This is a genomic window from Cupriavidus sp. SS-3 (genome assembly GCF_035818815.1).
GTDB classification, from domain to species: domain Bacteria; phylum Pseudomonadota; class Gammaproteobacteria; order Burkholderiales; family Burkholderiaceae; genus Cupriavidus; species Cupriavidus taiwanensis_C.
Window position 1 is genome coordinate 1 of the sequence record NZ_JAYLVT010000024.1, and the last position, 20,268, is coordinate 20,268.

Annotated in this window: 18 protein-coding genes and 3 tRNA genes; 9 read left to right on the forward strand and 12 right to left on the reverse strand. The window is 66.8% G+C overall.

Features of this window, described 5'->3' with window-relative positions; genetic code table 11:
- On the reverse strand, positions 1-823 hold an 823-nt coding region (locus U9J39_RS26375; protein WP_326348530.1), incomplete at its 3' end, for an AMP-binding protein.
- Positions 824-1,133: 310 nt separating this feature from the next.
- On the opposite strand from U9J39_RS26375, the gene U9J39_RS26380 reads away from it, so the two are divergent.
- From U9J39_RS26380 to murI, 4 genes are all read left to right on the forward strand, one after another.
- On the forward strand, positions 1,134-2,093 hold the full coding sequence (locus tag U9J39_RS26380; protein WP_115710120.1) for a DMT family transporter: 960 nt from the start codon (positions 1,134-1,136) through the stop codon (positions 2,091-2,093).
- Between the two features lie 100 nt (positions 2,094-2,193).
- Positions 2,194-2,742, forward strand: coding sequence for a TIGR00645 family protein (locus U9J39_RS26385; RefSeq protein ID WP_115680614.1), 549 nt, complete (start codon positions 2,194-2,196; stop codon positions 2,740-2,742).
- A gap of 197 nt (positions 2,743-2,939) precedes the next feature.
- Positions 2,940-4,463, forward strand: coding sequence for a fumarate hydratase (locus U9J39_RS26390; protein WP_115710122.1), 1,524 nt, complete (start codon positions 2,940-2,942; stop codon positions 4,461-4,463).
- A 100-nt stretch (positions 4,464-4,563) separates the two neighbouring features.
- The gene (murI, locus tag U9J39_RS26395) at positions 4,564-5,373 is read left to right on the forward strand and encodes a glutamate racemase (protein ID WP_115710123.1); all 810 of its coding nucleotides are present in this window, start codon (positions 4,564-4,566) and stop codon (positions 5,371-5,373) included.
- A 13-nt stretch (positions 5,374-5,386) separates the two neighbouring features.
- On the opposite strand, the gene U9J39_RS26400 is transcribed toward murI, so the two are convergent.
- On the reverse strand, positions 5,387-7,699 hold the full coding sequence (locus tag U9J39_RS26400) for an AAA family ATPase (protein ID WP_115711684.1): 2,313 nt from the start codon (positions 7,697-7,699) through the stop codon (positions 5,387-5,389).
- A gap of 487 nt (positions 7,700-8,186) precedes the next feature.
- On the opposite strand from U9J39_RS26400, the gene U9J39_RS26405 reads away from it, so the two are divergent.
- From U9J39_RS26405 to U9J39_RS26420, 4 genes are all read left to right on the forward strand, one after another.
- A complete protein-coding gene (locus U9J39_RS26405) occupies positions 8,187-8,843 on the forward strand; it encodes an energy transducer TonB (RefSeq protein ID WP_326348531.1) in 657 nt (218 codons plus the stop codon).
- Between the two features lie 63 nt (positions 8,844-8,906).
- Positions 8,907-9,635, forward strand: a complete 729-nt coding sequence (locus U9J39_RS26410) for a MotA/TolQ/ExbB proton channel family protein (RefSeq protein WP_326348533.1) — start codon at positions 8,907-8,909, stop codon at positions 9,633-9,635.
- A 21-nt stretch (positions 9,636-9,656) separates the two neighbouring features.
- On the forward strand, positions 9,657-10,070 hold the full coding sequence (locus U9J39_RS26415) for an ExbD/TolR family protein (protein ID WP_115710127.1): 414 nt from the start codon (positions 9,657-9,659) through the stop codon (positions 10,068-10,070).
- A gap of 252 nt (positions 10,071-10,322) precedes the next feature.
- Positions 10,323-10,652, forward strand: a complete 330-nt coding sequence (locus tag U9J39_RS26420; protein WP_115711686.1) for a hemin uptake protein HemP — start codon at positions 10,323-10,325, stop codon at positions 10,650-10,652.
- A gap of 272 nt (positions 10,653-10,924) precedes the next feature.
- Here the strand turns inward: U9J39_RS26420 and U9J39_RS26425 are convergent, their stop codons facing one another.
- The 4 genes from U9J39_RS26425 to U9J39_RS26440 all read right to left on the reverse strand — a co-directional run bounded on the left by U9J39_RS26425 (position 10,925) and on the right by U9J39_RS26440 (position 14,200).
- A complete protein-coding gene (locus U9J39_RS26425) occupies positions 10,925-11,332 on the reverse strand; it encodes a heme-binding protein (RefSeq protein WP_062800826.1) in 408 nt (135 codons plus the stop codon).
- 162 nt (positions 11,333-11,494) lie between these two features.
- Positions 11,495-11,752 (reverse strand): hypothetical protein, encoded by a 258-nt coding sequence (locus tag U9J39_RS26430; RefSeq protein WP_115680618.1) that lies wholly within the window; start codon positions 11,750-11,752, stop codon positions 11,495-11,497.
- 267 nt (positions 11,753-12,019) lie between these two features.
- Positions 12,020-12,382: a hypothetical protein gene (locus tag U9J39_RS26435; protein ID WP_116312829.1), complete on the reverse strand. Its 363-nt coding sequence runs from the start codon at positions 12,380-12,382 to the stop codon at positions 12,020-12,022.
- A 714-nt stretch (positions 12,383-13,096) separates the two neighbouring features.
- Positions 13,097-14,200: a YeiH family protein gene (locus U9J39_RS26440; protein ID WP_326348534.1), complete on the reverse strand. Its 1,104-nt coding sequence runs from the start codon at positions 14,198-14,200 to the stop codon at positions 13,097-13,099.
- Between the two features lie 99 nt (positions 14,201-14,299).
- Between U9J39_RS26440 and U9J39_RS26445 the strand changes: the two genes are divergently transcribed.
- Positions 14,300-15,241 (forward strand): LysR family transcriptional regulator, encoded by a 942-nt coding sequence (locus tag U9J39_RS26445; RefSeq protein ID WP_116312831.1) that lies wholly within the window; start codon positions 14,300-14,302, stop codon positions 15,239-15,241.
- A gap of 22 nt (positions 15,242-15,263) precedes the next feature.
- Here U9J39_RS26445 and U9J39_RS26450 read toward each other — a convergent pair whose 3' ends face one another.
- The 6 genes from U9J39_RS26450 to uvrC form a co-directional block, all read right to left on the reverse strand.
- Positions 15,264-16,496, reverse strand: a complete 1,233-nt coding sequence (locus U9J39_RS26450; RefSeq protein WP_115710134.1) for a cation:proton antiporter domain-containing protein — start codon at positions 16,494-16,496, stop codon at positions 15,264-15,266.
- 348 nt (positions 16,497-16,844) lie between these two features.
- A tRNA-Cys gene (locus U9J39_RS26455) sits at positions 16,845-16,918 on the reverse strand.
- A gap of 99 nt (positions 16,919-17,017) precedes the next feature.
- Positions 17,018-17,093 (reverse strand) — tRNA-Gly (locus U9J39_RS26460).
- A gap of 61 nt (positions 17,094-17,154) precedes the next feature.
- Positions 17,155-17,230, reverse strand: a tRNA-Gly gene (locus U9J39_RS26465).
- A gap of 171 nt (positions 17,231-17,401) precedes the next feature.
- Positions 17,402-18,001, reverse strand: a complete 600-nt coding sequence (gene pgsA / locus U9J39_RS26470; protein WP_115680623.1) for a CDP-diacylglycerol--glycerol-3-phosphate 3-phosphatidyltransferase — start codon at positions 17,999-18,001, stop codon at positions 17,402-17,404.
- A gap of 116 nt (positions 18,002-18,117) precedes the next feature.
- The gene (gene uvrC, locus U9J39_RS26475) at positions 18,118-20,160 is read right to left on the reverse strand and encodes an excinuclease ABC subunit UvrC (RefSeq protein WP_439897358.1); all 2,043 of its coding nucleotides are present in this window, start codon (positions 20,158-20,160) and stop codon (positions 18,118-18,120) included.
- Between the last annotated feature and the right edge of the window lie 108 nt (positions 20,161-20,268).

Genomic DNA, 20,268 nt, shown 5'->3' on the forward strand with positions numbered 1-20,268 from the left:
CGGTGGAGCCCGAGGTGTAGAGCACGAACAGCGGATGCTCGGCGCCGACGGGTTCGGCCTCGCAGGTATCGGGCTGGTTGGCGCAGACGTCGTCGAGCCAGCGGTCGCGGCCCTCGGTCCAGCCGACATTGCCGCCGGTGCGGCGGTACACGATCACGTTCTTCACGGCCTCGCAGCCGCCCAGCGCCAGCGCGTCATCGGCGATGGCCTTCAGCGGCAGCGCCTTGCCGCCGCGCATCTGCTCGTCGGCGGTGATCAGCGCCACCGCGCCCACGTCGACCAGCCGCTCCTGCAGCGACTTGGCGGAGAAGCCGCCAAACACCACCGAGTGCGTCGCGCCCAGGCGCGCGCAGGCCTGCATCGCCACCACGCCCTCGACCGACATCGGCATGTAGATCACCACGCGGTCGCCCTTCTTGATGCCGAGCGACTTCAGCCCGTTGGCTAAGCGGCACACCTTGGCATGCAGGTCGCGGTAGGTGACGCGGCTGACGGTGCCGTCGTCGGCCTCGAACACGATCGCGACCTTGTTGGCATTGCCGTTCTGCAGGTTGCGGTCCAGGCAGTTGTACGAGGCATTGAGCTCGCCGTCCTCGAACCACTTGTAGAACGGCGCATTGCTCTCGTCCAGCACCTTGGTGAAGGGCTTGTTCCAGTGCAGCAACTCGCGCGCGTGGCGGGCCCAGAAGCCCTCGTAGTCGCGCTCGGCCTCGTCGCACAGCGCGCGGTAGGCGTCCATGCTGGGGATGGCGGCCTGGCTGGCAAACGCCTCGGGCGGGTTGAACACGCGATGCTCCTGCATCACCGATTCGATGGCGGACATGGACTCGTCTCCTGATTTTGGACTGGCTTTGGCTGCCACGTTACGCCCGACGGCTTACTTAAACCTGACGATAAATCCCTGCAGCCGGCAGGATCAGGCGCTGCAACGTGTTGCATTGCAGCGGGAAGAATCGGGGGGCGCGCCGCGAAAGTGCAGCCTTCTCCATTAGGCTAGCACAGCTATAATGCCGCGAGCCTGATACCTGAATGCGACGCTGGCCCTTGCCACGCGGCGCCGCACCGACCAGCACGGACGCTTGCCCGTGCACCCCGCCGGCCGGTCGACCGGAAGATCCCCGAGGCAAGTACCCGTGCCCGCCAACGCTCCTGTCTTCGCTCCCGTCTACGTGCTGTTTCTGATTGCCTCGATGGCGCTGGTCGGCAGCAACGTCGGACTCGGCAAGTCGATCATCGCGCATGTGCCGGTGCTGCTGTTCGCGCTGCTTCGCTTTGTCATCGCCATCGTCTGCCTGGCGCCCTGGTACCGACCCGCGCGCATGCGTCGGGTCTCGCGCGGAGAATGGTTGAACCTGTTCCTGCAGGCGTTCTTCGGCACCTTCCTGTTTACGCTGCTGATGCTCAACGGCGTGCGCCTGACCAGCGCCATGGCCGCCGGCGTGATCACCAGCACCATCCCCGCCACGGTGGCGCTGCTGTCCTGGCTGCTGCTGCGCGAACGGCTGTCGCGGCGCACGCTGGTGTCGGTGCTGCTGGCGGTGGCCGGCATCGCCGTGCTCAACATCGCGCGCGGCGATTCCCACGGCGCCGGCGCAGGCAGCCAGGCCTGGCTGGGCAACCTGATGATCATGGGCGCGGTGGTGTGCGAGTCGATCTACGTGATCCTGTCGCGCCGGCTCACGCAGACGCTGGCCGCGATCGAGATCTGCGCCTACACGCACCTGATCGGCGGACTGCTGATGCTGCCGCTGGGACTGGTGCCGCTGCTGAACTTCGACGCCGCCGCGGTGCCGGCGCAGACCTGGCTGATGGTGCTGTGGTATGCGCTGTCGGCCAGCGTGTTCTCGTTCTGGCTGTGGATGAAAGGCATCCGCCATGTGCCGGCGCAGCTGGCCGGGGTCTTCACCTCGGTGCTGCCGGTGGCCGCCGCCACCTACGGCATCGTCTTCCTGGGCGAGCAGCCGGGCTGGCCGCACGGCGTGGCGCTGGCGTGCGTGCTGGCGGGGATCGTGCTGGCCAGCTGGCCGGGCCGGATCACGCGCGGCGCGTGGGGCGCCAAGGCGGCAGGGACCGAGCCGGGCGCGCGGGCCTGAGCGGCCTGGCGTGGCCGCGGTTACCGCTGGTAACACAGCGTTGCCATGGTCGCTTGGTACAATCCACGCCGATTTTCAACTCCGCCGACCCCGCCCCGCCATGGCTTCCAACCCGATTCCCAAGCCGCAGCCCCAGACCCTGCGGCCGATCCCGAGCATCATCTTCGCGTCGCGCTGGCTGCAGCTGCCGCTGTACCTGGGCCTGATCGTGGCCCAGGGCGTCTACGTCTACCATTTCCTGATCGAAGTCTGGCATCTTCTCGCCCACGTGACCGAGTTCGACGAGAACAAGATCATGCTGGTGGTGCTGGGCCTGATCGACGTGGTGATGATCTCCAACCTGCTGATCATGGTGATCGTCGGCGGCTACGAGACCTTCGTCTCGCGGCTTGGCATCGACAACCATCCCGACGAGCCCGAATGGCTCGACCACGTCAACGCCGGCGTGCTGAAGGTCAAGCTGTCGATGGCGCTGATCGGGATTTCGTCGATCCACCTGCTCAAGACCTTTATCGACGCCGAGCAGCGCACTACCCATACCATCATGTGGCAGGTGGCGATCCACCTGGCGTTCCTGCTGTCGGCAGTGGCGATGGCGTGGGTGGACCGCATGGTGACCCACCCTGCCGGCGCGCACGCCAAGCATTGACGACGGCTTGCGGGGCCAACCCCCCTTGCTGACTAACCGCGGCCATGTGCCGCGGTTTTTGCTTTTGGGCCGGCGCGTTCGCCGGCAGCGGCGTTTGCCGCACATTACCGGCTGTGGACGGCTGTATGCAGACGGGCAGAGCGGCGCCGCTCAGTGTATGATTTCGGGCTGTGTTTCACCGCTGCCCACCCCACAAAATGACAGTCATCAAGCAAGAAGACCTCATCCAGAGCGTCGCCGACTCCCTGCAGTACATCAGCTACTACCACCCGATGGACTACATCACCAGCCTGGGCCGCGCCTATGAGCTGGAGCAGAGCCCGGCGGCCAAGGACGCGATCGCGCAGATCCTGACCAACAGCCGCATGTGCGCGGAAGGCAAGCGCCCGATCTGCCAGGACACCGGCATCGTCACGGTCTTCGTCAAGGTGGGCATGGACGTGCGCTGGGACGGCGCCACCATGGGCCTGACCGACATGATCAACGAGGGCGTGCGCCGCGGCTACACGCACCCCGACAACGTGCTGCGCGCGTCGATCGTCAGCCCGCCCGAAGGCGGCCGCAAGAACACCAAGGACAATACCCCGGCGGTGATCCACTATGAAGTGGTGCCGGGCAACACCGTCGACATCCAGGTCGCGGCCAAGGGCGGCGGCTCGGAGAACAAGTCCAAGTTCGTGATGCTGAACCCGTCGGACTCGATCGTCGACTGGGTGCTGAAGACCGTGCCGACCATGGGCGCCGGCTGGTGCCCGCCGGGCATGCTGGGCATCGGCATCGGCGGCACCGCCGAGAAGGCGATGGTGATGGCCAAGGAATCTCTGATGGAATCCATCGACATCCAGGACATCATCGCGCGCGGCCCGAAGGACTGGGTCGAAGAACTGCGCGTCGAGCTGTACGAGAAGGTCAACGCGCTGGGCATCGGCGCGCAGGGCCTGGGCGGCCTGGCCACCGTGCTGGACGTCAAGATCATGGCCTGCCCGACGCACGCCGCGTCCAAGCCGGTCGCGATGATCCCGAACTGCGCCGCCACCCGCCACGTGCACTTCACGCTGGATGGCAGCGGCCCGGCCAAGCTCGAAGCGCCGGACCTGTCGCAATGGCCGAAGGTCGAGTGGGCACCGAACACCGAGACCTCCAAGCGTGTCGACCTGGACACGCTGACGCCGGAAGAAGTCGCCTCGTGGAAGCCGGGCCAGACCCTGCTGCTCAACGGCAAGATGCTGACCGGCCGCGACGCCGCGCACAAGCGCATCGCCGACATGCTGGCCAAGGGCGAGAAGCTGCCGGTGGACTTCAAGAACCGCGTGATCTACTACGTCGGCCCGGTCGATCCGGTGCGCGACGAGGCGGTCGGCCCGGCCGGCCCCACCACTGCCACGCGCATGGACAAGTTCACCGAGATGATGCTGGCCGAAACCGGCCTGATCTCGATGATCGGCAAGGCCGAGCGCGGCCCGGTGGCAATCGAGGCCATCAAGAAGCACAAGTCGGCCTACCTGATGGCCGTGGGCGGCGCCGCCTACCTGGTGGCCAAGGCGATCAAGGAAGCCAAGGTAGTCGGCTTCGAAGATCTGGGCATGGAAGCCATCTACGAGTTCGACGTCAAGGACATGCCGGTGACGGTGGCCGTGGACAGCGAAGGCACCTCGGTGCACAAGACCGGTCCGGCGGAATGGCAAGCCAAGATCGGCAAGATTCCGGTCGCCGCGTTGTAAGCCGCCACGCGCCGGGACGGTAGAATCTGCCGTCGCGCTCGAAAAGCCGGGTTCCGACCCGGCTTTTTTCTGCCCTCTTTCCTGCCATCCCCGCATCCCAGTGAACCCCGCACCCATCGGCGTCTTCGATTCCGGCCTCGGCGGCCTGTCGGTGCTGCGCGAGATCCGCGCCCTGCTGCCGCATGAGCCGCTGCTGTACCTGGCCGACTCGAAGTACGCGCCCTACGGCGAAAAGCCCGAACGCTTTGTCGAAGCACGCACGCTGCAGGCCTGCGAGTGGATGATCGGCCAGGGCTGCAAGGCGCTGGTGATCGCCTGCAATACCGCCACCGGCCATGCCGTGGCATTGCTGCGCGAGCGGCTGCCGGTGCCGATCATCGGCGTCGAACCCGGCCTGAAACCCGCCGCCGCGGCCAGCCGCAGCAAGGTGGTCGGGGTGCTGGCGACCGCCAATACGCTCAAGAGCGCCAAGTTCGCGCGGCTGCTGGCATCGCTGGACGGTGAAAGCCGCTTCCTGTGCCAGGCCGGGCTGGGACTGGTGACGCTGGTCGAGCAAGGCCAGATCGACGGACCCGCGGTGCGCGAGCGCCTGGACGCCTATCTCGCGCCGATGCTGGAAGCCGGCGCCGACACCCTGGTACTGGGCTGCACGCACTACCCCTTCCTGGCAGGCGCCATCCGTGCCATCGCCGGCAACCGGCTGACGCTGGTCGATACCGGCAGCGCGGTGGCGCGCCAGCTGGCGCGCAAGCTGGCCGAGCACGGGCTGGCCGCGCCGCCCGATGCCGCCGGCCGTAACCGTTTTCTCTCGACCAAGGATGCCGCGCACCTGCGCGCGATGGTGGCGGCGCTGCTGCAGGCGCAGGCCGATGCGGAAACCGTGGTGATCGAGCCGGCGCCGGCATGCTGACCGGCGCCCTGGGCTAGCGCAGGAAGCCCAGCGGCCGGTGCTCGCGCACCTCGGGCTTGATCGCGTGTTCCTGGCGCAGCTGTGCCAGGAATTCGTCCGGCGTCAGCGCCTCGCCCAGCAGTACGCACTGCCGCTTGACCGTGGCAAAGTCGCCGGGCGTCAGGCAATCCATCGCATCCAGGTCCGCGCGCATGGCGTCGGTCAGGCCGGCGGCGTCGCCGTCGAGGGCCTCGTCGACGAACATGGCCACGCGTTGCGCGGGCTTCAACGCCAGGAAACGGATCTTGAACGAGAAGCGGCGCAGCGCGGCCTCGTCGATGCGGTCGAACAGGTTGGTGGTGCAGATGAAGATGCCGTTGAAGCGCTCCATGCCCTGCAGCATCTCGTTGACCTCGGAGATCTCGTAGTTGCGCACCGCCTGCTGGCGGCTCTGCATGAAGCTGTCGGCCTCGTCCAGCAGCAGCACCGCGCCGTCCTCTTCCGCACGCGCGAACATCGCGGCGATCTGCTGCTCGGTCTCGCCCACGTACTTGCTCATCAGGTCCGAGGCGCGCCGGATCATCAGCGGCAGGTCCAGCTCGGCCGCGATATGCTCGGCCAGCGCGGTCTTGCCGGTGCCGGGCGGGCCATAGAAACACAGCGTGCCGCGCTGGCGCACGCGCAGCGCGTCGACGATCTTGACCACGTCGTAGCGGGTCTCGAGGTGCAGGTTCTCCAGCCGGTAGTGCGTCACCACCGGGCGTGCCTCCGCCTCCGGGCGCAGGCCCATGGCACGGTCGGCATGTTCGAGCTGGCGCAGGATCAGCGCCTCCACCGGCTCTTCCACCGATTCTTCCAAGTTCGGCCGCGCCAGTTCGACAAAGCGCGCCGCCGACTGCACCTGCGCCGGCGTCAGCGTCTTGCGCCCGGCCAGCCCGGTGATAAAGGCATCGCTGACATCCAGCCCGCCCAGGTGCTTGCGGATGATGTTCTCGCGCACCAGCGGCGGCGGGATCTTCAGCTCGAGGTGGAACTGGAAGCGGCGCAGGTAGGCCGGATCGATCTGCCGGATCGAATTGGAAATCCAGATCACCGGCACCGGGTTCTGCTCCAGCGTCTGGTTGACCCAGGCCTTGCCGTTGACCGAGGCGCGCGTGTCCTCCTGCCCGAACAGGCTCATCAGCTCGCGCGCGCTGCCCGGGAACACGTCTTCGACTTCGTCGAACAGCAGCGCGGTATGGGCGCGCCCGCGCAGGAACGCCTGCGAAACCTGCAGCGAGCGGTAGCGGTCCTTGCCCGACAGGCTGTTGCCGTCGCGATCCAGGCAATCGACCTCATACAGCTCGCAGCCGGCCTCGCGCGCCAGCAGCCGGGCGAATTCGGTCTTGCCGGTGCCGGGCGGGCCGTAGATCAGCACGTTGACGCCACTGGCGTGCTGGCGCGTGGCATTGGCGAGCAGCGCGCGCAGGTAGCGCGCGTCGGTCTCCACGTGCGGATAGTCGGCGGTGGTCAGCGTGGGCGGCGCGGCCGGGCGGGTGAAGACCGCCATCATCTCGGCCTCGTTGGCGTAGTTGCCGAGCAGCACGTGCAGCAGCCGGTCCGACAGCCGCATCAGGTCGCCGAGGTCGGTCACGCTGTTTTCCGGCAGCGGCTGCTCGATCAGGTTCAGCGTCTCCAGCCGCGAGCCGGGCCGCAGCGACGCCGCCACGTCGGCCGCGCCGGCCCCGGTCAGGCCGGCCAGGATCTGGAACGCCTCCTGGCTGTGCGCGACCTTGCAGTCGACCATCACCGCGCGCAGGTCGCGCTTGTATTTGGCCAGCGCCGCATACAGCAGCAGCTTGCGCTCGTGGTCGGGCAGGTCCAGCACGTGGCTGAGCATGTCGATATTGCGCACCAGCAGCACGCGCTCGCCCTCGAGCCGCTGGGCGATCGCCGCGGCCGACGCGTCGAACACGGCAAACATGTCCTTGGCGTGATGCTTGACGTACTCGTCGAGGTAATAGAACAGCGCGCTTTCGTCGAAGGCGCTGTTCCACTGGCCGTGGCGGTCGAGGAATTCTTCCGGGGTCAGGCGCGCCGCGCCCTTCCAGGCGGGCATGTCGGCGCAGCGCGCGGCCAGGAAGCGCTGCACGCGCAGCACCACGCCGTACGGCCACACCATCTCCTGCGCGCTGACGGTCAGGACATCGTTGATATTGCTGCGCAGGTTGAAGCGCGGGCCCAGCGCGCAAACCACGCGCAACGCGAACTGCGCGCACATCCAGTCCAGCGCCGAGCTGGACGATGCGCCGGGCATGGAGCGCAGCAGCGTCGATCGGTCATCTTCAGCAAAACGTGTGAAGTCCATGAACGGGTCCCCGAGCGCGCGATGCGCAATGGCGGGCCGCGACAGGCGCACCGCCACGTCTGCAGTGTCTTTCTATGCTAGCGCGCTTTCCCGCCCCGCGGGCGCGCCCGTGCGCGGCCGGCGCCGGCCAGGGTGGCCTGGGGCACCGAAGCGCGGCGCGGTGCGATGGCGTGCCAGCGCGCATGATTCAACCGTATTGCCCCCTCCCGATTTGCCGCCGGGACTTGCCGGTATAACGCGCGCGGGCGGAAAATTCCAGTTGCGACGCACAAATCACAACAAATAAGAATCATTATCGTTTATACTCAGCAGCTGACACGCTGCCCCAGAGTGGCGCTCCCACGGCAACCCAGTTGAAGGAGCGTTTATCATGGAATTGCTGCTTAGCCTGCTGGTCGGTTGCGGCATCTCGCTGATCCTGTTCTACCGCAAGTGACGGCGCACGGCCGCCGAGGTATCGCCGCCGGCAGACTTTTGTTGTTGACACATGTTCGACCAACGCTTCTTAAAGATTACGCTCGCCGTCCTGCTGTTCCACGCCGGCCTGCTTTACCTGATCCAGAGCGGCCTGGGCCGCAAGCTCACCGAGGCCGTGATCGCGCCGGAAATCATCGCGCGCATCATTCCGCTCGAGCCGCCCAAGCAGGAGGCCCCGCCGGAGCCGCCCAAGCCGAAGCCCAAGCAGGAAACCCCGCCCAAGCAGGTCAAGGTGACCACGCCCAAGCCGACGCCGGCGCAGCCCAAGCCGGCACCGCAACCGGTCGCCGACCTGCCGCCGACGCCTTCGGCGCCTGAGGCGCCACCGGCCCCGCCGGCGCCTCCCGCACCGCCCGAGCCCACCCCGGCACCGGTGTCGGCCGCGCCGCGTGCCGTCGGCATTGGCGAAATCCAGTGCACGCCGCCGCAACCGAAGTATCCTTCCCAGTCGCGCCGCATGGGCGAGACCGGCAAGGCCGTGGTGCGGCTGACCACCGACGAAAGCGGCAAGGTCGTGAAGACTTCGGTGGTGTCGTCGAGCGGTTCGTCGCGGCTTGACCAGGCCGCGGTCGAAGCCGTGCAGGCCATGCGCTGTAAGCCCTACATGGACAACGGCCGCGCCGTCGCCGTCACGGCGCAGCAGCCGATCGGCTTCGAGCTGAACTGACCGCCCCAGATTTCCGATCTCTGATCTGACCTAAACCAAGCGAACTCACCAGGAAACCAACACATGCAGGACCTCGGACTCACCCACCTCTGGTCGCAAGGCGACTTCGTCATGCGTGCGACCGCCATCATTCTGCTGATCATGTCGCTCGCCTCATGGATCGTGATCCTGACCAAGGCGTGGGATCTGGTGCGCCTGAAGAAGATGGCGCAAGGCGCGGAAAAGCGCTTCTGGCACTCGGACGATTTCGACCACGCCCTGGAAACCCTGGGCGCCGGCGATGCCAACCCCTTCCGCACGCTCGCCATCGCCGGCAAGGAAGCCGCCCAGCACCACCGCGCCAGCCAACCGCAGCTGCACGACGTGATGGACATCTCCGACTGGCTGACCCGCTCGCTGAAGAGCTCCATCGATGAATCGGTGGCGCGCATGCAGTCGGGCCTGGCCGTGCTGGCCTCGGTGGGCTCGACCGCGCCGTTCGTCGGCCTGTTCGGCACCGTGTGGGGCATCTACCACGCGCTGATCGGCATCGGCGCCTCGGGCGTGCCGACCATCGACAAGGTTGCCGGCCCGGTGGGCGAGGCGCTGATCATGACCGCCTTCGGCCTGGCCGTGGCAATCCCCGCCGTGCTGGGCTATAACGCCCTCACCCGCGGCAACAAGTCGGTGATCTCGAAGCTCAACCGCTTCGCCCACGACCTGCACGCCTACTTCGTCACCGGCGCGCGCGTTCGCCCCACCGGCGCCCGCGCCGATGACGGCACCGTGCGCCTGGCCACGGCACAGCGCTAAACCGCTAGCAAGGAAGTCATCATGGCATTCGGCACTCTCGAAGGGGACGACGACGAGGTGATGAGCGAAATCAACATGACGCCGCTGGTCGACGTCATGCTGGTGCTGCTGATCATCTTCATCATCACCATCCCCGTGATCAACCACGCGGTGAAGATCGACCTGCCGCGCGCCACCAACTCGCCGAACGACCCGAAGCCGCAGAACATCAACGTCTCGATCGATGCAAGCGGCAAGGTCTTCTGGAACCAGGTGGAAGTGGACCAGGCCACGCTGGAAAGCAATATCTCACTGGCCGCGCAGCAGCAGCCGCAACCTGAACTGCATTTGCGCGCTGACCGCGAGGTGCGCTACGAGCGCGTGGCCGAGGTCATGGCCGCCGCACAGCATGGCGGCCTGGGCAAGATCGGTTTCATCACCGAACCCAAGCAGTAAGCCGGCGCCTGCGGGCGCCCGCCAACGACAAAGGGCACCTTCGGGTGCCCTTTTGTCATGGTGCCGCCAGTTCCTACAGTGCGGCCAGCGCGCGCCGCGGCACGGGACATGGTCGTTGCCTGATTCTTAGCGAGAGACTATTGTAATGATAACAATTCTCATTTAATATCTTTCCATCGACTGCGCCCGGTTCGGCATGGCCGCTCCGGGTTGCACACCCCTTACTCTCCTATCGCAGAACGGAGCCAGATGATGAGCACACTTTCCCTGCCGCTGTCGCAACCCCGTGAAGTCACCCGCCGCCGCCTGTCGTTGCGCCGCGTCGACGTGGCCGCGCAGCCGCGCCGGGACGCCAGCGCCAAGACCACCCCGTCGGCGATCGCCTCGGTCAAGTCCGCCGTGGCCGCCCTGCCCGCGCGGCTGGAAGCGTTGGTGCGCGACAGCCTGAGTTCGGCGCCTGCCGGCGAGCCGGTAGCGCTGGAAGCCATCATGCGCGGGGCCAACACGCTGCCGATCCTGCACAACGGCGAGGTCTACACCCTGCGCGTGACGCGCTACGGCAAGCTGATCCTGACGAAATGACGCGGCCCCGCGGCGATGCGGCAGGAACGCAGCCCGGAGGAAGCGATTCGAAATCCGCGCCTGGCGCGGACGCCACGAACGTGGCAGCCAAGACTTTTGTGGGGACCACCTCGGAACGAGGTGTTGGGCAGTAGCCAGGTATGCGTGCCGCGGGCGGGAGTCAGACCCCACGCCAGGCCGGCCGTACCCAGCCATGCCCTCTTTTATGCCGCCCCGCAGGCCGTGCCTGCGGGGCATTTTCATGCACCGTCGCCGGCGCCGGCGCGATCGCCTTACAGGCCCAGCGCGGCGATGCCGGCACGCGCGACTTGCGCGTCCTCGGTCGACTTCACGCCCGACACGCCGACGGCGCCCACCACCTGCTCGTTGCAGACGATGGGCACGCCGCCCTCCAGCATGCCCTGCAGCACCGGCGCCGTCATGAACGAGTAGCGGCCGTTGTTGATCATGTCTTCGTAGACCTTCGACTCACGGCGGCCCAGCGCCGAGGTACGGGCCTTCTCGCCGGCGATATAGGCCGAGATCGGCGCGGCGCCGTCCAGGCGCTGCATGGCCAGCATATGGCCGCCATCGTCGACCACGACGATCGACACGGCCCAGTGATGGTTCTTTGCCTCGGTTTCCGCTGCGGCCATGATCTTCTTCACATCGTCTGCCGTCAGAACCGTCTTTTGCTGCATGCCACTCTCCTGGTCATAGATTTGGATTGAGGCCGAAGTATAGCGCCGCACCTGCGCCACCGTCATGGCAAGCGGCTGCCACGTGCCGCGCCCCGCCGTGCTCACCACGGCAAAATGGCCCGCGAGCGGGCCATTGGTGATGCGACGACTGCAGCGGTGCGATCAGGCGCCGTCGGTGAACGAATCGGGCTTGCCCACGCGGGCGCCGTCGGTGAACGGGTCAGTCTTGCCGACGCGCGCGCCATCCGTGAACGGATCCGGCTTGCCGACCTTGGCGCCATCGGTGTACGGATCCACGGCGCCGATCTTGGCACCGTCGAGATACGGGTCGACCTTGCCGACCGCGGCGAACGAGGCGGTGGACGCAGTGCCCAGGAACGCCAGTGCGGCGGCGGCAATCACGGCTTGTTTGATCTTCATGAGATTCCCCTTGCTTCTTGGTTGGTCACGGCATCGCTGGCCAGGTGTCTCGGCGTCATCGCGATGTCACACAAGTAGTTTAGGGAAAACCCTTATCTTGATGCAGGTGATGCTTTGAGCAGTCTGTTCAAATATTTTGACCTCGATCAAATTGCGTCACGCCTTCCGGAACCAGCCCCGCACCGTTATGTCGCAATGCAGCGCCAAAAGGAAAGGGCCCGCAGTTGGGGCCCTTTCCTTTTGGACAAGCTGAATCGAAGACAAAGCTTAATCGCGCCACTTGCCGTGACCGTGACCATGACCGTGACCATGCCGATGGCCGCGGTGATAGCCCGGCGGGCCATAGTAGCCACGGTGGCCGCCGTAATAACGCGGCGGACCATAATAGCCAGGACCGTAGTAGACCGGGCGCGGGCGCACCACCACCGGCGGCGGACCATAATAGACCGGAGCCGGCGCCACCACGACGGGCGGCGGGCCATAATAGGCCGGAGCGGGCGGATAATACGCCGGCGCACCGATCACCACGCCCGGAACGCCGACGGACACGCCAACGCTGACATGGGCCATGGCTGCGCCAGACGCCAACCCGGCGGCAATACCGAATGCTGCAAGCCACCAACGTTTCATATCCGCCTCGCAAAGTGGGATTTCTCGTAACTGATATTGTAGGGGTTCGGAAATTTCCAGGTGCAACGGCGCACACGACATTGTTACCAGCCGTAACAGTGTCGTCACTTTTCGCTTGAGGCTCGCTTGAGGTGTCGGCGCGCTCGCGACCCTGCCCTTTCGTCGACGCCGTAGCTTGCATCCGGGATGCGGAGCCACCACAATATCGGGCTTGCCGCGCGCTGCAGCAACCGGGGCCGCTCTGGCGCCGATCGGGACCAACGCAGCGCTCGCGCCCGAGTGGTGAAATCGGTAGACACAAGGGACTTGAACAATTTGAGCCTTCGGGGGGAAACGCCCGAAGTGACGCCCGTCAAAGTCGGCGAACGCCCTGGATGCATGGCATCCGAGCCAACGCCGAGCCAAGCCCCTCCGCATGGTTGGGAAGGTGTAGAGAGCAGACGGCGGGCACCTACGGCCGCAAGGCTATGGTGAAGGCGTGCTCCAGCCCACGAACAGCGCCCGCGCTGGCGGCGAAAGCCGAAGTGGGAAGAAAATCCCTCGCCGCAAGGCGTGCCGGTTCGATTCCGGCCTCGGGCACCAATCCACGGTTGCCGCCATTTGCGTGGCGGCAACATCCTGCGGACCGCCGCTCGCTGCTGACGGCCGCCAGACTTGCAGCAAAATAAAAAGGGGGCCATCGCCCCCTTTATAGCCTGGCTTCTGACTGCGCCGTCACGCCATGGCGTAGCACATCAGCGCCCCCACCCCCATCAGGAACACGAACAGCACCCCGGCCAGCGCCAGCGGCTTGCGGCCGGCGCGCACCAGGTCGCCGATGCGGGTGTGCAGGCCGATCGCCAGCATCGCACAGGCCAGCAGCCAGTTGTCCAGCGCGATCAGCGGCGCCTTCCAGGCAGCCGGAACGGCCCCGGCCGAGTTCACCGCCATCACCGCGACAAAGCCCACCGCGAACCACGGCACCGACTTCATGATGCCGCGCAGGCGGCCGGCGCCGGCGCCGGACTGGGCCGCTTGCGAGCCTCCCTGCGGCCACAGCGCCATCACCAGCAGCAGCGGGCCCAAGGCCAGCACGCGCACCATCTTGGCCACCACGGCGGCGTCGGCGGTCGGTTCGCTGATCATCTTGCTGGCGGCGATCACCTGCGCCACCTCGTGCAGCGTAGCCCCGGTGAAGATGCCGAACATGCGCTCGGTCACGGCCCAATGCCAGTGGCCGGTGGCCAGTTCGTACAGGTAGGGATAGAGCAGCATGCCGACGGTACCGAACAGCACCACCGTCGCCACCGCCACGGCAGTCTGCTTGTCATCGGTGCGCACCACCGACGACACCGCGATGGCCGCGGCCGCGCCGCAGATGGCGCTGCCGGAACTGACCAGGATCGCCTCGCGACGGCTCAGGCCGAAGAAACTTGTTCCGACCCAGGTGCCGAACAGCAGCGTGGCGACCAGCATGGTCAGCGGCACGGCAATGCCCGGCAAGCCGAGCGCGACGATCGAGGCGAAAGTCAGGCGCAGCCCGTACAAAGCCACGCCCAGCCGCAGCAGGTAGTGCCGCGCCACCTGCATGCCGGGAGCCAGCGGCGCCAGCCAATGGCGCGGCAGCGTATTGGCCGCGACCATGCCGGCGCACATGGCCAGCGTCAGCGCGCTGAGCCCGTAGCGCGATACCGCCGGATGCTCGGCCAGCGCAATCGCCAGCCAGGCGATGCCGCCCAGCGGGAGCAGCGTCAGCAAGCGCTGCGACCAGGGCGGCGGCAAGGCCGGCGCGGAGGCTGGCGCGGTGGCCGGAGTGCGGGGGCTGGAGACGGAAGACATGGCAGGCTCGGGTTGGTGTGCTTTAGTGACTCCAGCGTAATGGTGCCCATCTAACCCGTAAAACGGGTAATATCGTTATGCGTTATTGATATTTTCGATATGGACCTTCACCCCACCCCGCCAGCCGCGCTGCGGCCGGAGCAGCGCCCGCTGCGTCTGACGCTGCGTCAGTTGTCCGTCTTCGTGGCGGTGGCCCAGCATGGCAGCACCATGGCCGCGGCCCAGGCGCTGGCGATGTCGCAGTCGGCGGTCAGCGCCTCCCTGGCCGAACTGGAGCGCGCGCTGGACAGCCCGCTGTTCGACCGCATCGCGCGCCGCCTCAGCATCAACGAGACCGGTCGCCAGTTCTTTCCGCGCGCGCTGTCGCTGCTGGACCAGGCCCAGGAACTGGAGCGCTTTGCCGGCCAGACCGGGGTCCAGCTGCGCATCGCCGCCAGCAACACCATCGGCAGCTATATGCTGCCGCCCCTGCTGGCGGGCTTCCGCCACTCGCGCAGCGGCCCGTGCACGCTCGACCTGCGCATCGGCAATACCCGCGAAGTGCTGCAGTCGCTGCTGCAGTTCGAAGCCGATATCGGCCTGGTCGAGGGCGCCAGCCATGAACGCGACCTGCGCAGCGTGCGCTGGTGCGACGACGAGATGGTGGTGATCGTCGGCCCCTCCCATCCGCTGGCCGCGGCGCCCCATGACCTGGTGGCACTGCGCGATGCCGAATGGATCGTGCGCGAGCCCGGCTCGGGCACGCGCGAGGTGATCGAGGAGCGGCTGGTGCCGCTGCTGGGCGAACTGCGCTTCGCGCTGGAACTGGGCAATGCCGAGGCCATCAAGCGCGCGGTGATGAGCGGCTTCGGCGTCAGCTGCCTGTCGCTGCACGTGGTGCGCGACGAACTCGAGCGCGGCACGCTGGTGGCGATCCGCGAGGGCCTGCCGCGCATCGTGCGCCCCCTGCAACTGGTGGTGCACCAGGACAAGTTCCCGACCCAGGGTCTGCTGGCGTTCACCGAATACCTGCGCACCATGGCGCCGCGCATCGGCGCCTGAAGGAAGCCGCTCAGGAAACCCGTCAGGCCGGCTGGGGATCCGCGCCGCGGCTGCGGCGCGCGGTGTACAGGTCGAGCATGTGGAACAGCACGGGATTGAGCATGATCGACAGCAGCGCGCCGGCCAGGATCAGGGCCTGGCCACGTTCGGGCAGGATCTTCAGATAGACGCCCAGGCTGGCGAGGATGAACGAGAACTCGCCGATCTGCGCCAGGCTGACGGCAATGGTCATGCCGGTCTGCCCCGAATGCCCGAAGGCACGCACGATCCCCAGCGCCGCCAGCGACTTGCCGACCACGATGATAAACACCGTCGCCAGCACGCCCCAGGGGTCGTTCACCAGCACCATCGGGTCGAACAGCATGCCCACCGAAACGAAGAACAGCACGGCGAAGGCGTCGCGCAGCGGCAGCGATTCCTCGGCCGCGCGGTGACTGAACTCGGATTCCGCCAGCACCATGCCCGCAAAGAACGCGCCCAGCGCGAACGACACGCCGAACAGCGCATAAGCGCCATAGGCCACGCCCAGCGCCGTCGCCAGCACGCCCAGGCGGAACATCTCGCGGTTGCCGGTCCAGACGATGCGCTCGAGCATCCACGGGATAAAGCGGCGGCCGATCACCAGCATCACGGCGACGAACGCCGCCACCTTGCCCAGCGTGGCGAAGATCGCCAGCACCACCTCGCCAGTGCCAGGGGCGGCATCGCCGGAAGCCGCGCCCGCGCCCGCCAGCAGGCCCGCCATCGCCGGCAGCAGCACCAGCGCCAGCACCATCGCCAGGTCTTCCACGATCAGCCAGCCGACGGCGATGCGCCCCTGCGGCGATTCCACCAGGTCACGCTCCTGCAACGCCTTGAGCAGCACCACGGTGCTGGCCACCGACAAGGCCAGCCCGTACACCAGCCCCTGCCCCCACGACCAGCCGAAGCCCCAGGACACCAGCATGCCCATCAGCGTGGCGATGCCGATCTGCACCACCGCACCCGGAATGGCGATGCGCTTGACCGCCATCAGGTCCTTGACCGAAAAATGCAGGCCCACGCCGAACATCAGCAGGATCACGCCCAGCTCGGCCAGTTCCGGCGCCAGCGCCTGGTCGGCGGTGTAGCCGGGGGTATGCGGCCCCACCACGATGCCCGCGCACAGGTAGCCGATCAAAGGCGGCAGCCGCAGCCGGCTGGCGACCGCGCCAAGGATAAAGGCCAGGACGATACCGCCGACGATGGTACTGATAAGCGGGGTGGCGTGATGCATGCGCGCGGGATTCCTCGTGTCAGGGGCTGAACGGCTAACCCGCTCCCTTGCCCTGGCAAGTGGCACAGCGCATCCGGCGCGCACCAGCGGTCAGCGCGGGACAGTCGCCGCAACCCTCGGCAGCAGCATCGGAACGGGGAAGAACGGGAAATGCCGCAGCGGCCCCGGACACGCCGGCGGCGCGTCACGGATCAGGGATGGCGATTGACTTGCTGCCCCGCGAACCAGGCCGCGGAGCCCCCCGAAAAGCGTACGACAGGAGTAATGTAACATGCCCGCCACGTCCCGGCGGCGCAGCCGGCCCGGGAAAACAAAAACGGCGCCAAAAGGCGCCGTTCTGCTTGCAACTGGAGGCGGAGGTCGGAATCGAACCGGCGTACACGGCTTTGCAGGCCGCTGCATAACCACTCTGCCACCCCGCCAGGTGACGTGCTGCTGGATTGTATCCGCATTCAGCCGCGGCCGCCGCGTGCGGCGATTCAACCCAAACAAAAAGGGAAGCGTGGCTTCCCTTTGGGGATTGGAGCGGGAGACGAGTCTCGAACTCGCGACCTCAACCTTGGCAAGGTTGCGCTCTACCAACTGAGCTACTCCCGCATACAACTTTGACTGCCAGCCCCGCACCGCGATGACCGCGCTGCCGGACCCTGTTTTGACCTGGAGCGGGAGACGAGTCTCGAACTCGCGACCTCAACCTTGGCAAGGTTGCGCTCTACCAACTGAGCTACTCCCGCAGGGCACTGCTGAAATCGTATTAAGGTGCTTTATGCCGCAACACGCAGATATCTCACAACATCTTGCGCCAAACCCACCTTATCTCGCTGCTTTCGTTTGCGTCGTCAGCAACGAGAATGAGATTATGCAAAGAACAGCCCTCTGCGTCAACCACTTTTTCGAATTTCTTTTCATTTGGGCGCGCCCGCGCGTGCCACCACGTTGCTGCGTTCGCGGATCTGCGGCCACGCCAGCTTCATGTAGTAGATCATCGACCACAGCGTCAGCACCGCCGCCACATAGATCATCCAGGTGCCAAGCAGATGGGCATCGAAGCCGAACAGGCGGTCGCTGAACAGCAGCAGCGGAATCGCCACCATCTGCACGGTGGTCTTGAGCTTGCCGAGGAAATTCACCGCGACGCTCTTGGAGGCGCCGATCTGCGCCATCCACTCGCGCAGCGCCGAAATCGTGATCTCGCGCCCGATGATAACCAGCGCGATCAGGTCGGTGACCCGGTCCAGCGCCAGCAGCGACAGCAGCGCCGCGGTCACCATCAACTTGTCGGCGACCGGATCCAGGAACGCGCCGAACGACGAGGTCTGGTTCCAGCGTCGTGCAAGGAAGCCGTCCAGCCAGTCGGTTACCGCGGCGATGATGAAGAACGCCGCCGCGGTAACGTTCTTGGTATGCATCGGCAGCCAGGCGTCGGGCAGGTAGAAGACCCCTACCACCAGTGGAATCATGGCGACGCGAAGCCAGGTCAGCAGGATCGGGATATTGAAGGGCATGGAACTCGGACGGCGGGGGACGGTAACCAATCCTGCGATTGTCGCCGATTTCCGGGCCAATCGAGCATTTCCGGCGATTGGCGTGCCGGCCCGCCGCCGGTCGCGGGCGGGCGCGGTCAGTGCAGCTGCCGGTAGATTTCCTCGGCAAGGCCGCGCGAAATGCCCTCGACGCTGGCCAGTTCGTCGATGCTCGCGGCCATCACGCCGCGCAGGCCGCCAAAGCGGGTCAGCAGCTTCTGGCGCCGGCGCGCGCCAATTCCCTCGATCTCTTCCAGGCGCGAGGTGGTGCGCGTCTTGGCGCGGCGCGCGCGCATGCCGGTGATGGCAAAGCGGTGCGCCTCGTCGCGGATCTGCGCCACCAGCATCAGCGCGGCACTGCCCTGGCCCAGTTCGAGCGCGGGGCGGCCATCGGCGAACACCAGCGTCTCCAGGCCGACCTTGCGGCCCTCCCCCTTGGCGACCCCGACCAGCAGGCCGATATCCAGACCCAGCTCCTCGAACACCTGCCGCGCCACCTCGACCTGGCCCTTGCCGCCGTCGATCAGCACGATCTGCGGCACCAGCGCCGCGGCTTCACTGCTACCCTCGATGCCGCCGTCTTCCTGGATCTGTTCGACCAGCTTCTGGTAGCGCCGTGTCAGCACCTGCCGCATCGCCGCGTAGTCGTCACCGGGAATAATGTCCTGGATGTTATAGCGGCGGTATTCGCTGTTCTGCATGTCATGGTGGTGGTACACCACGCACGACGCCTGCGTGGCCTCGCCGGCGGTATGGCTGATGTCGAAGCACTCGACGCGCAGCAGCGCCAGATCCTCCAGGTCCAGCCCGATGGTTTCCGCCAGCGCGCGCGTGCGCGCTTCCTGGCTGCCCTGCTCGGCCAGGCGGCGCGACAGCGCCAGCGCCGCGCCCTGCTGCGCCATCTCCAGCCAGATCTTGCGCTGGCCCTGCGGCTGGCGCACCAGCGTGACCTTGCGCCCTGCGTGCAGCGCCAGGGCCTCGAGCACCGCGCCATCGTCCGGCACATGGCTGACCACGATGATGGGCGGCGCCGACTGCTCCAGGTAGTGCTGCACCATGAAGGCCGACAGCACGCGCGTGGCAATGCGGTCCACGGTCAGCGGCAGCGCGGCGGCCGCGGCGCCGGACTCGTCGGCGCTGTCTTCGGCGCGCTCGTCGGCGTCCTCGACGATCATCGCCGCTTCATCCGCATGGGCCGGGAAGTAGGCCTTGTCGCCCAGGTGGCGCCCGCCGCGCACCATGGCTAGGTTGACGCAGGCGCGGCCACCTTCGACCGCGACCGCCAGCACGTCGATGTCGCGCGCCTGGCCCCCCACCTCTTCCACCGCCTGGCGCTTGAGCACGGTCGACAGCGCCGCGATCTGGTCGCGCACCGCCGCCGCCTGCTCGAATTCCAGGCGCTCGGCGTGCTGCTCCATCTTGCCCTGCAGGCCCTCCAGCACCTCGCTCTGGCGGCCTTGCAGGAAGCGCGCCGCGTTGGCGACATCGCGCGCGTAGTCGTCCTCGCTGATGGCATTGACGCACGGCCCGGTGCAGCGGTGGATCTGGTGCAGCAGGCACGGCCGCGTGCGGTTGTTGAAGACGGTGTCCTCGCAGGTGCGCAGCTGGAACACCTTCTGCAGGATCTGCATGCTTTCGCGCACCGCATAGGCGCTCGGGAACGGGCCGAAGTACTGGTGCTTGCGGTCGGTGGCGCCGCGGTAGTACGCCATGCGCGGGAAGCGGTGCCCGCTCAGCTTAAGGAACGGGTACGACTTGTCGTCGCGGAACAGGATGTTGTAGCGCGGCGCCAGCGCCTTGATCAGGTTGTTCTCGAGCAGCAGCGCCTCGGCCTCGGTGCGCACCACCGTGGTCTCGATGCGCGCGATGCGCGACACCATCATCGCGATGCGCGGCGACAGCTGGGTCTTGTTGAAGTAGCTCGACACCCGCTTCTTCAGGTCGCGCGCCTTGCCCACGTACAGCACATTGCCGTTCGCGTCGAAATAGCGGTAGACGCCCGGCAGGCCAGGCAGGCGCGAAATGACTGGGCGCGCATCGAAGGGCTCGGCCGGAGCCTCGGCCAGGGCTTCAGGCGGCGCTTCAGGCGGCGCTTCTGCCTGCGTTTCTGCCTGCGTTTCCGCTGGCGCGGCGGAAGGCATCTCGGCGTGCGCCTCGGCCGGTACCTCGTCGGCGGGTTTCGGGGAATCGGGTTGCTGGTCTGACATGTGAGGACGGTGACCGCTGCGGACCGGCGCGCGTCAATGCCG

Bases quoted from the DNA above. Each gene is read 5' to 3' on its own strand.
- U9J39_RS26420 (WP_115711686.1), top strand. From the start codon at position 10,323: ATGAGCACACTTTCCCTGCCGCTGTCGCAACCCCGTGAAGTCACCCGC.
- U9J39_RS26430 (WP_115680618.1), bottom strand. From the start codon at position 11,752: ATGAAGATCAAACAAGCCGTGATTGCCGCCGCCGCACTGGCGTTCCTG.
- U9J39_RS26390 (WP_115710122.1), top strand. From the start codon at position 2,940: ATGACAGTCATCAAGCAAGAAGACCTCATCCAGAGCGTCGCCGACTCC.
- U9J39_RS26445 (WP_116312831.1), top strand. From the start codon at position 14,300: ATGGACCTTCACCCCACCCCGCCAGCCGCGCTGCGGCCGGAGCAGCGC.
- U9J39_RS26435 (WP_116312829.1), bottom strand. From the start codon at position 12,382: ATGAAACGTTGGTGGCTTGCAGCATTCGGTATTGCCGCCGGGTTGGCG.
- U9J39_RS26400 (WP_115711684.1), bottom strand. From the start codon at position 7,699: ATGGACTTCACACGTTTTGCTGAAGATGACCGATCGACGCTGCTGCGC.
- uvrC (WP_439897358.1), bottom strand. From the start codon at position 20,160: ATGCCTTCCGCCGCGCCAGCGGAAACGCAGGCAGAAACGCAGGCAGAA.
- U9J39_RS26410 (WP_326348533.1), top strand. From the start codon at position 8,907: ATGCAGGACCTCGGACTCACCCACCTCTGGTCGCAAGGCGACTTCGTC.
- U9J39_RS26385 (WP_115680614.1), top strand. From the start codon at position 2,194: ATGGCTTCCAACCCGATTCCCAAGCCGCAGCCCCAGACCCTGCGGCCG.
- U9J39_RS26450 (WP_115710134.1), bottom strand. From the start codon at position 16,496: ATGCATCACGCCACCCCGCTTATCAGTACCATCGTCGGCGGTATCGTC.
- U9J39_RS26440 (WP_326348534.1), bottom strand. From the start codon at position 14,200: ATGTCTTCCGTCTCCAGCCCCCGCACTCCGGCCACCGCGCCAGCCTCC.
- U9J39_RS26415 (WP_115710127.1), top strand. From the start codon at position 9,657: ATGGCATTCGGCACTCTCGAAGGGGACGACGACGAGGTGATGAGCGAA.
- U9J39_RS26405 (WP_326348531.1), top strand. From the start codon at position 8,187: ATGTTCGACCAACGCTTCTTAAAGATTACGCTCGCCGTCCTGCTGTTC.
- pgsA (WP_115680623.1), bottom strand. From the start codon at position 18,001: ATGCCCTTCAATATCCCGATCCTGCTGACCTGGCTTCGCGTCGCCATG.
- U9J39_RS26425 (WP_062800826.1), bottom strand. From the start codon at position 11,332: ATGCAGCAAAAGACGGTTCTGACGGCAGACGATGTGAAGAAGATCATG.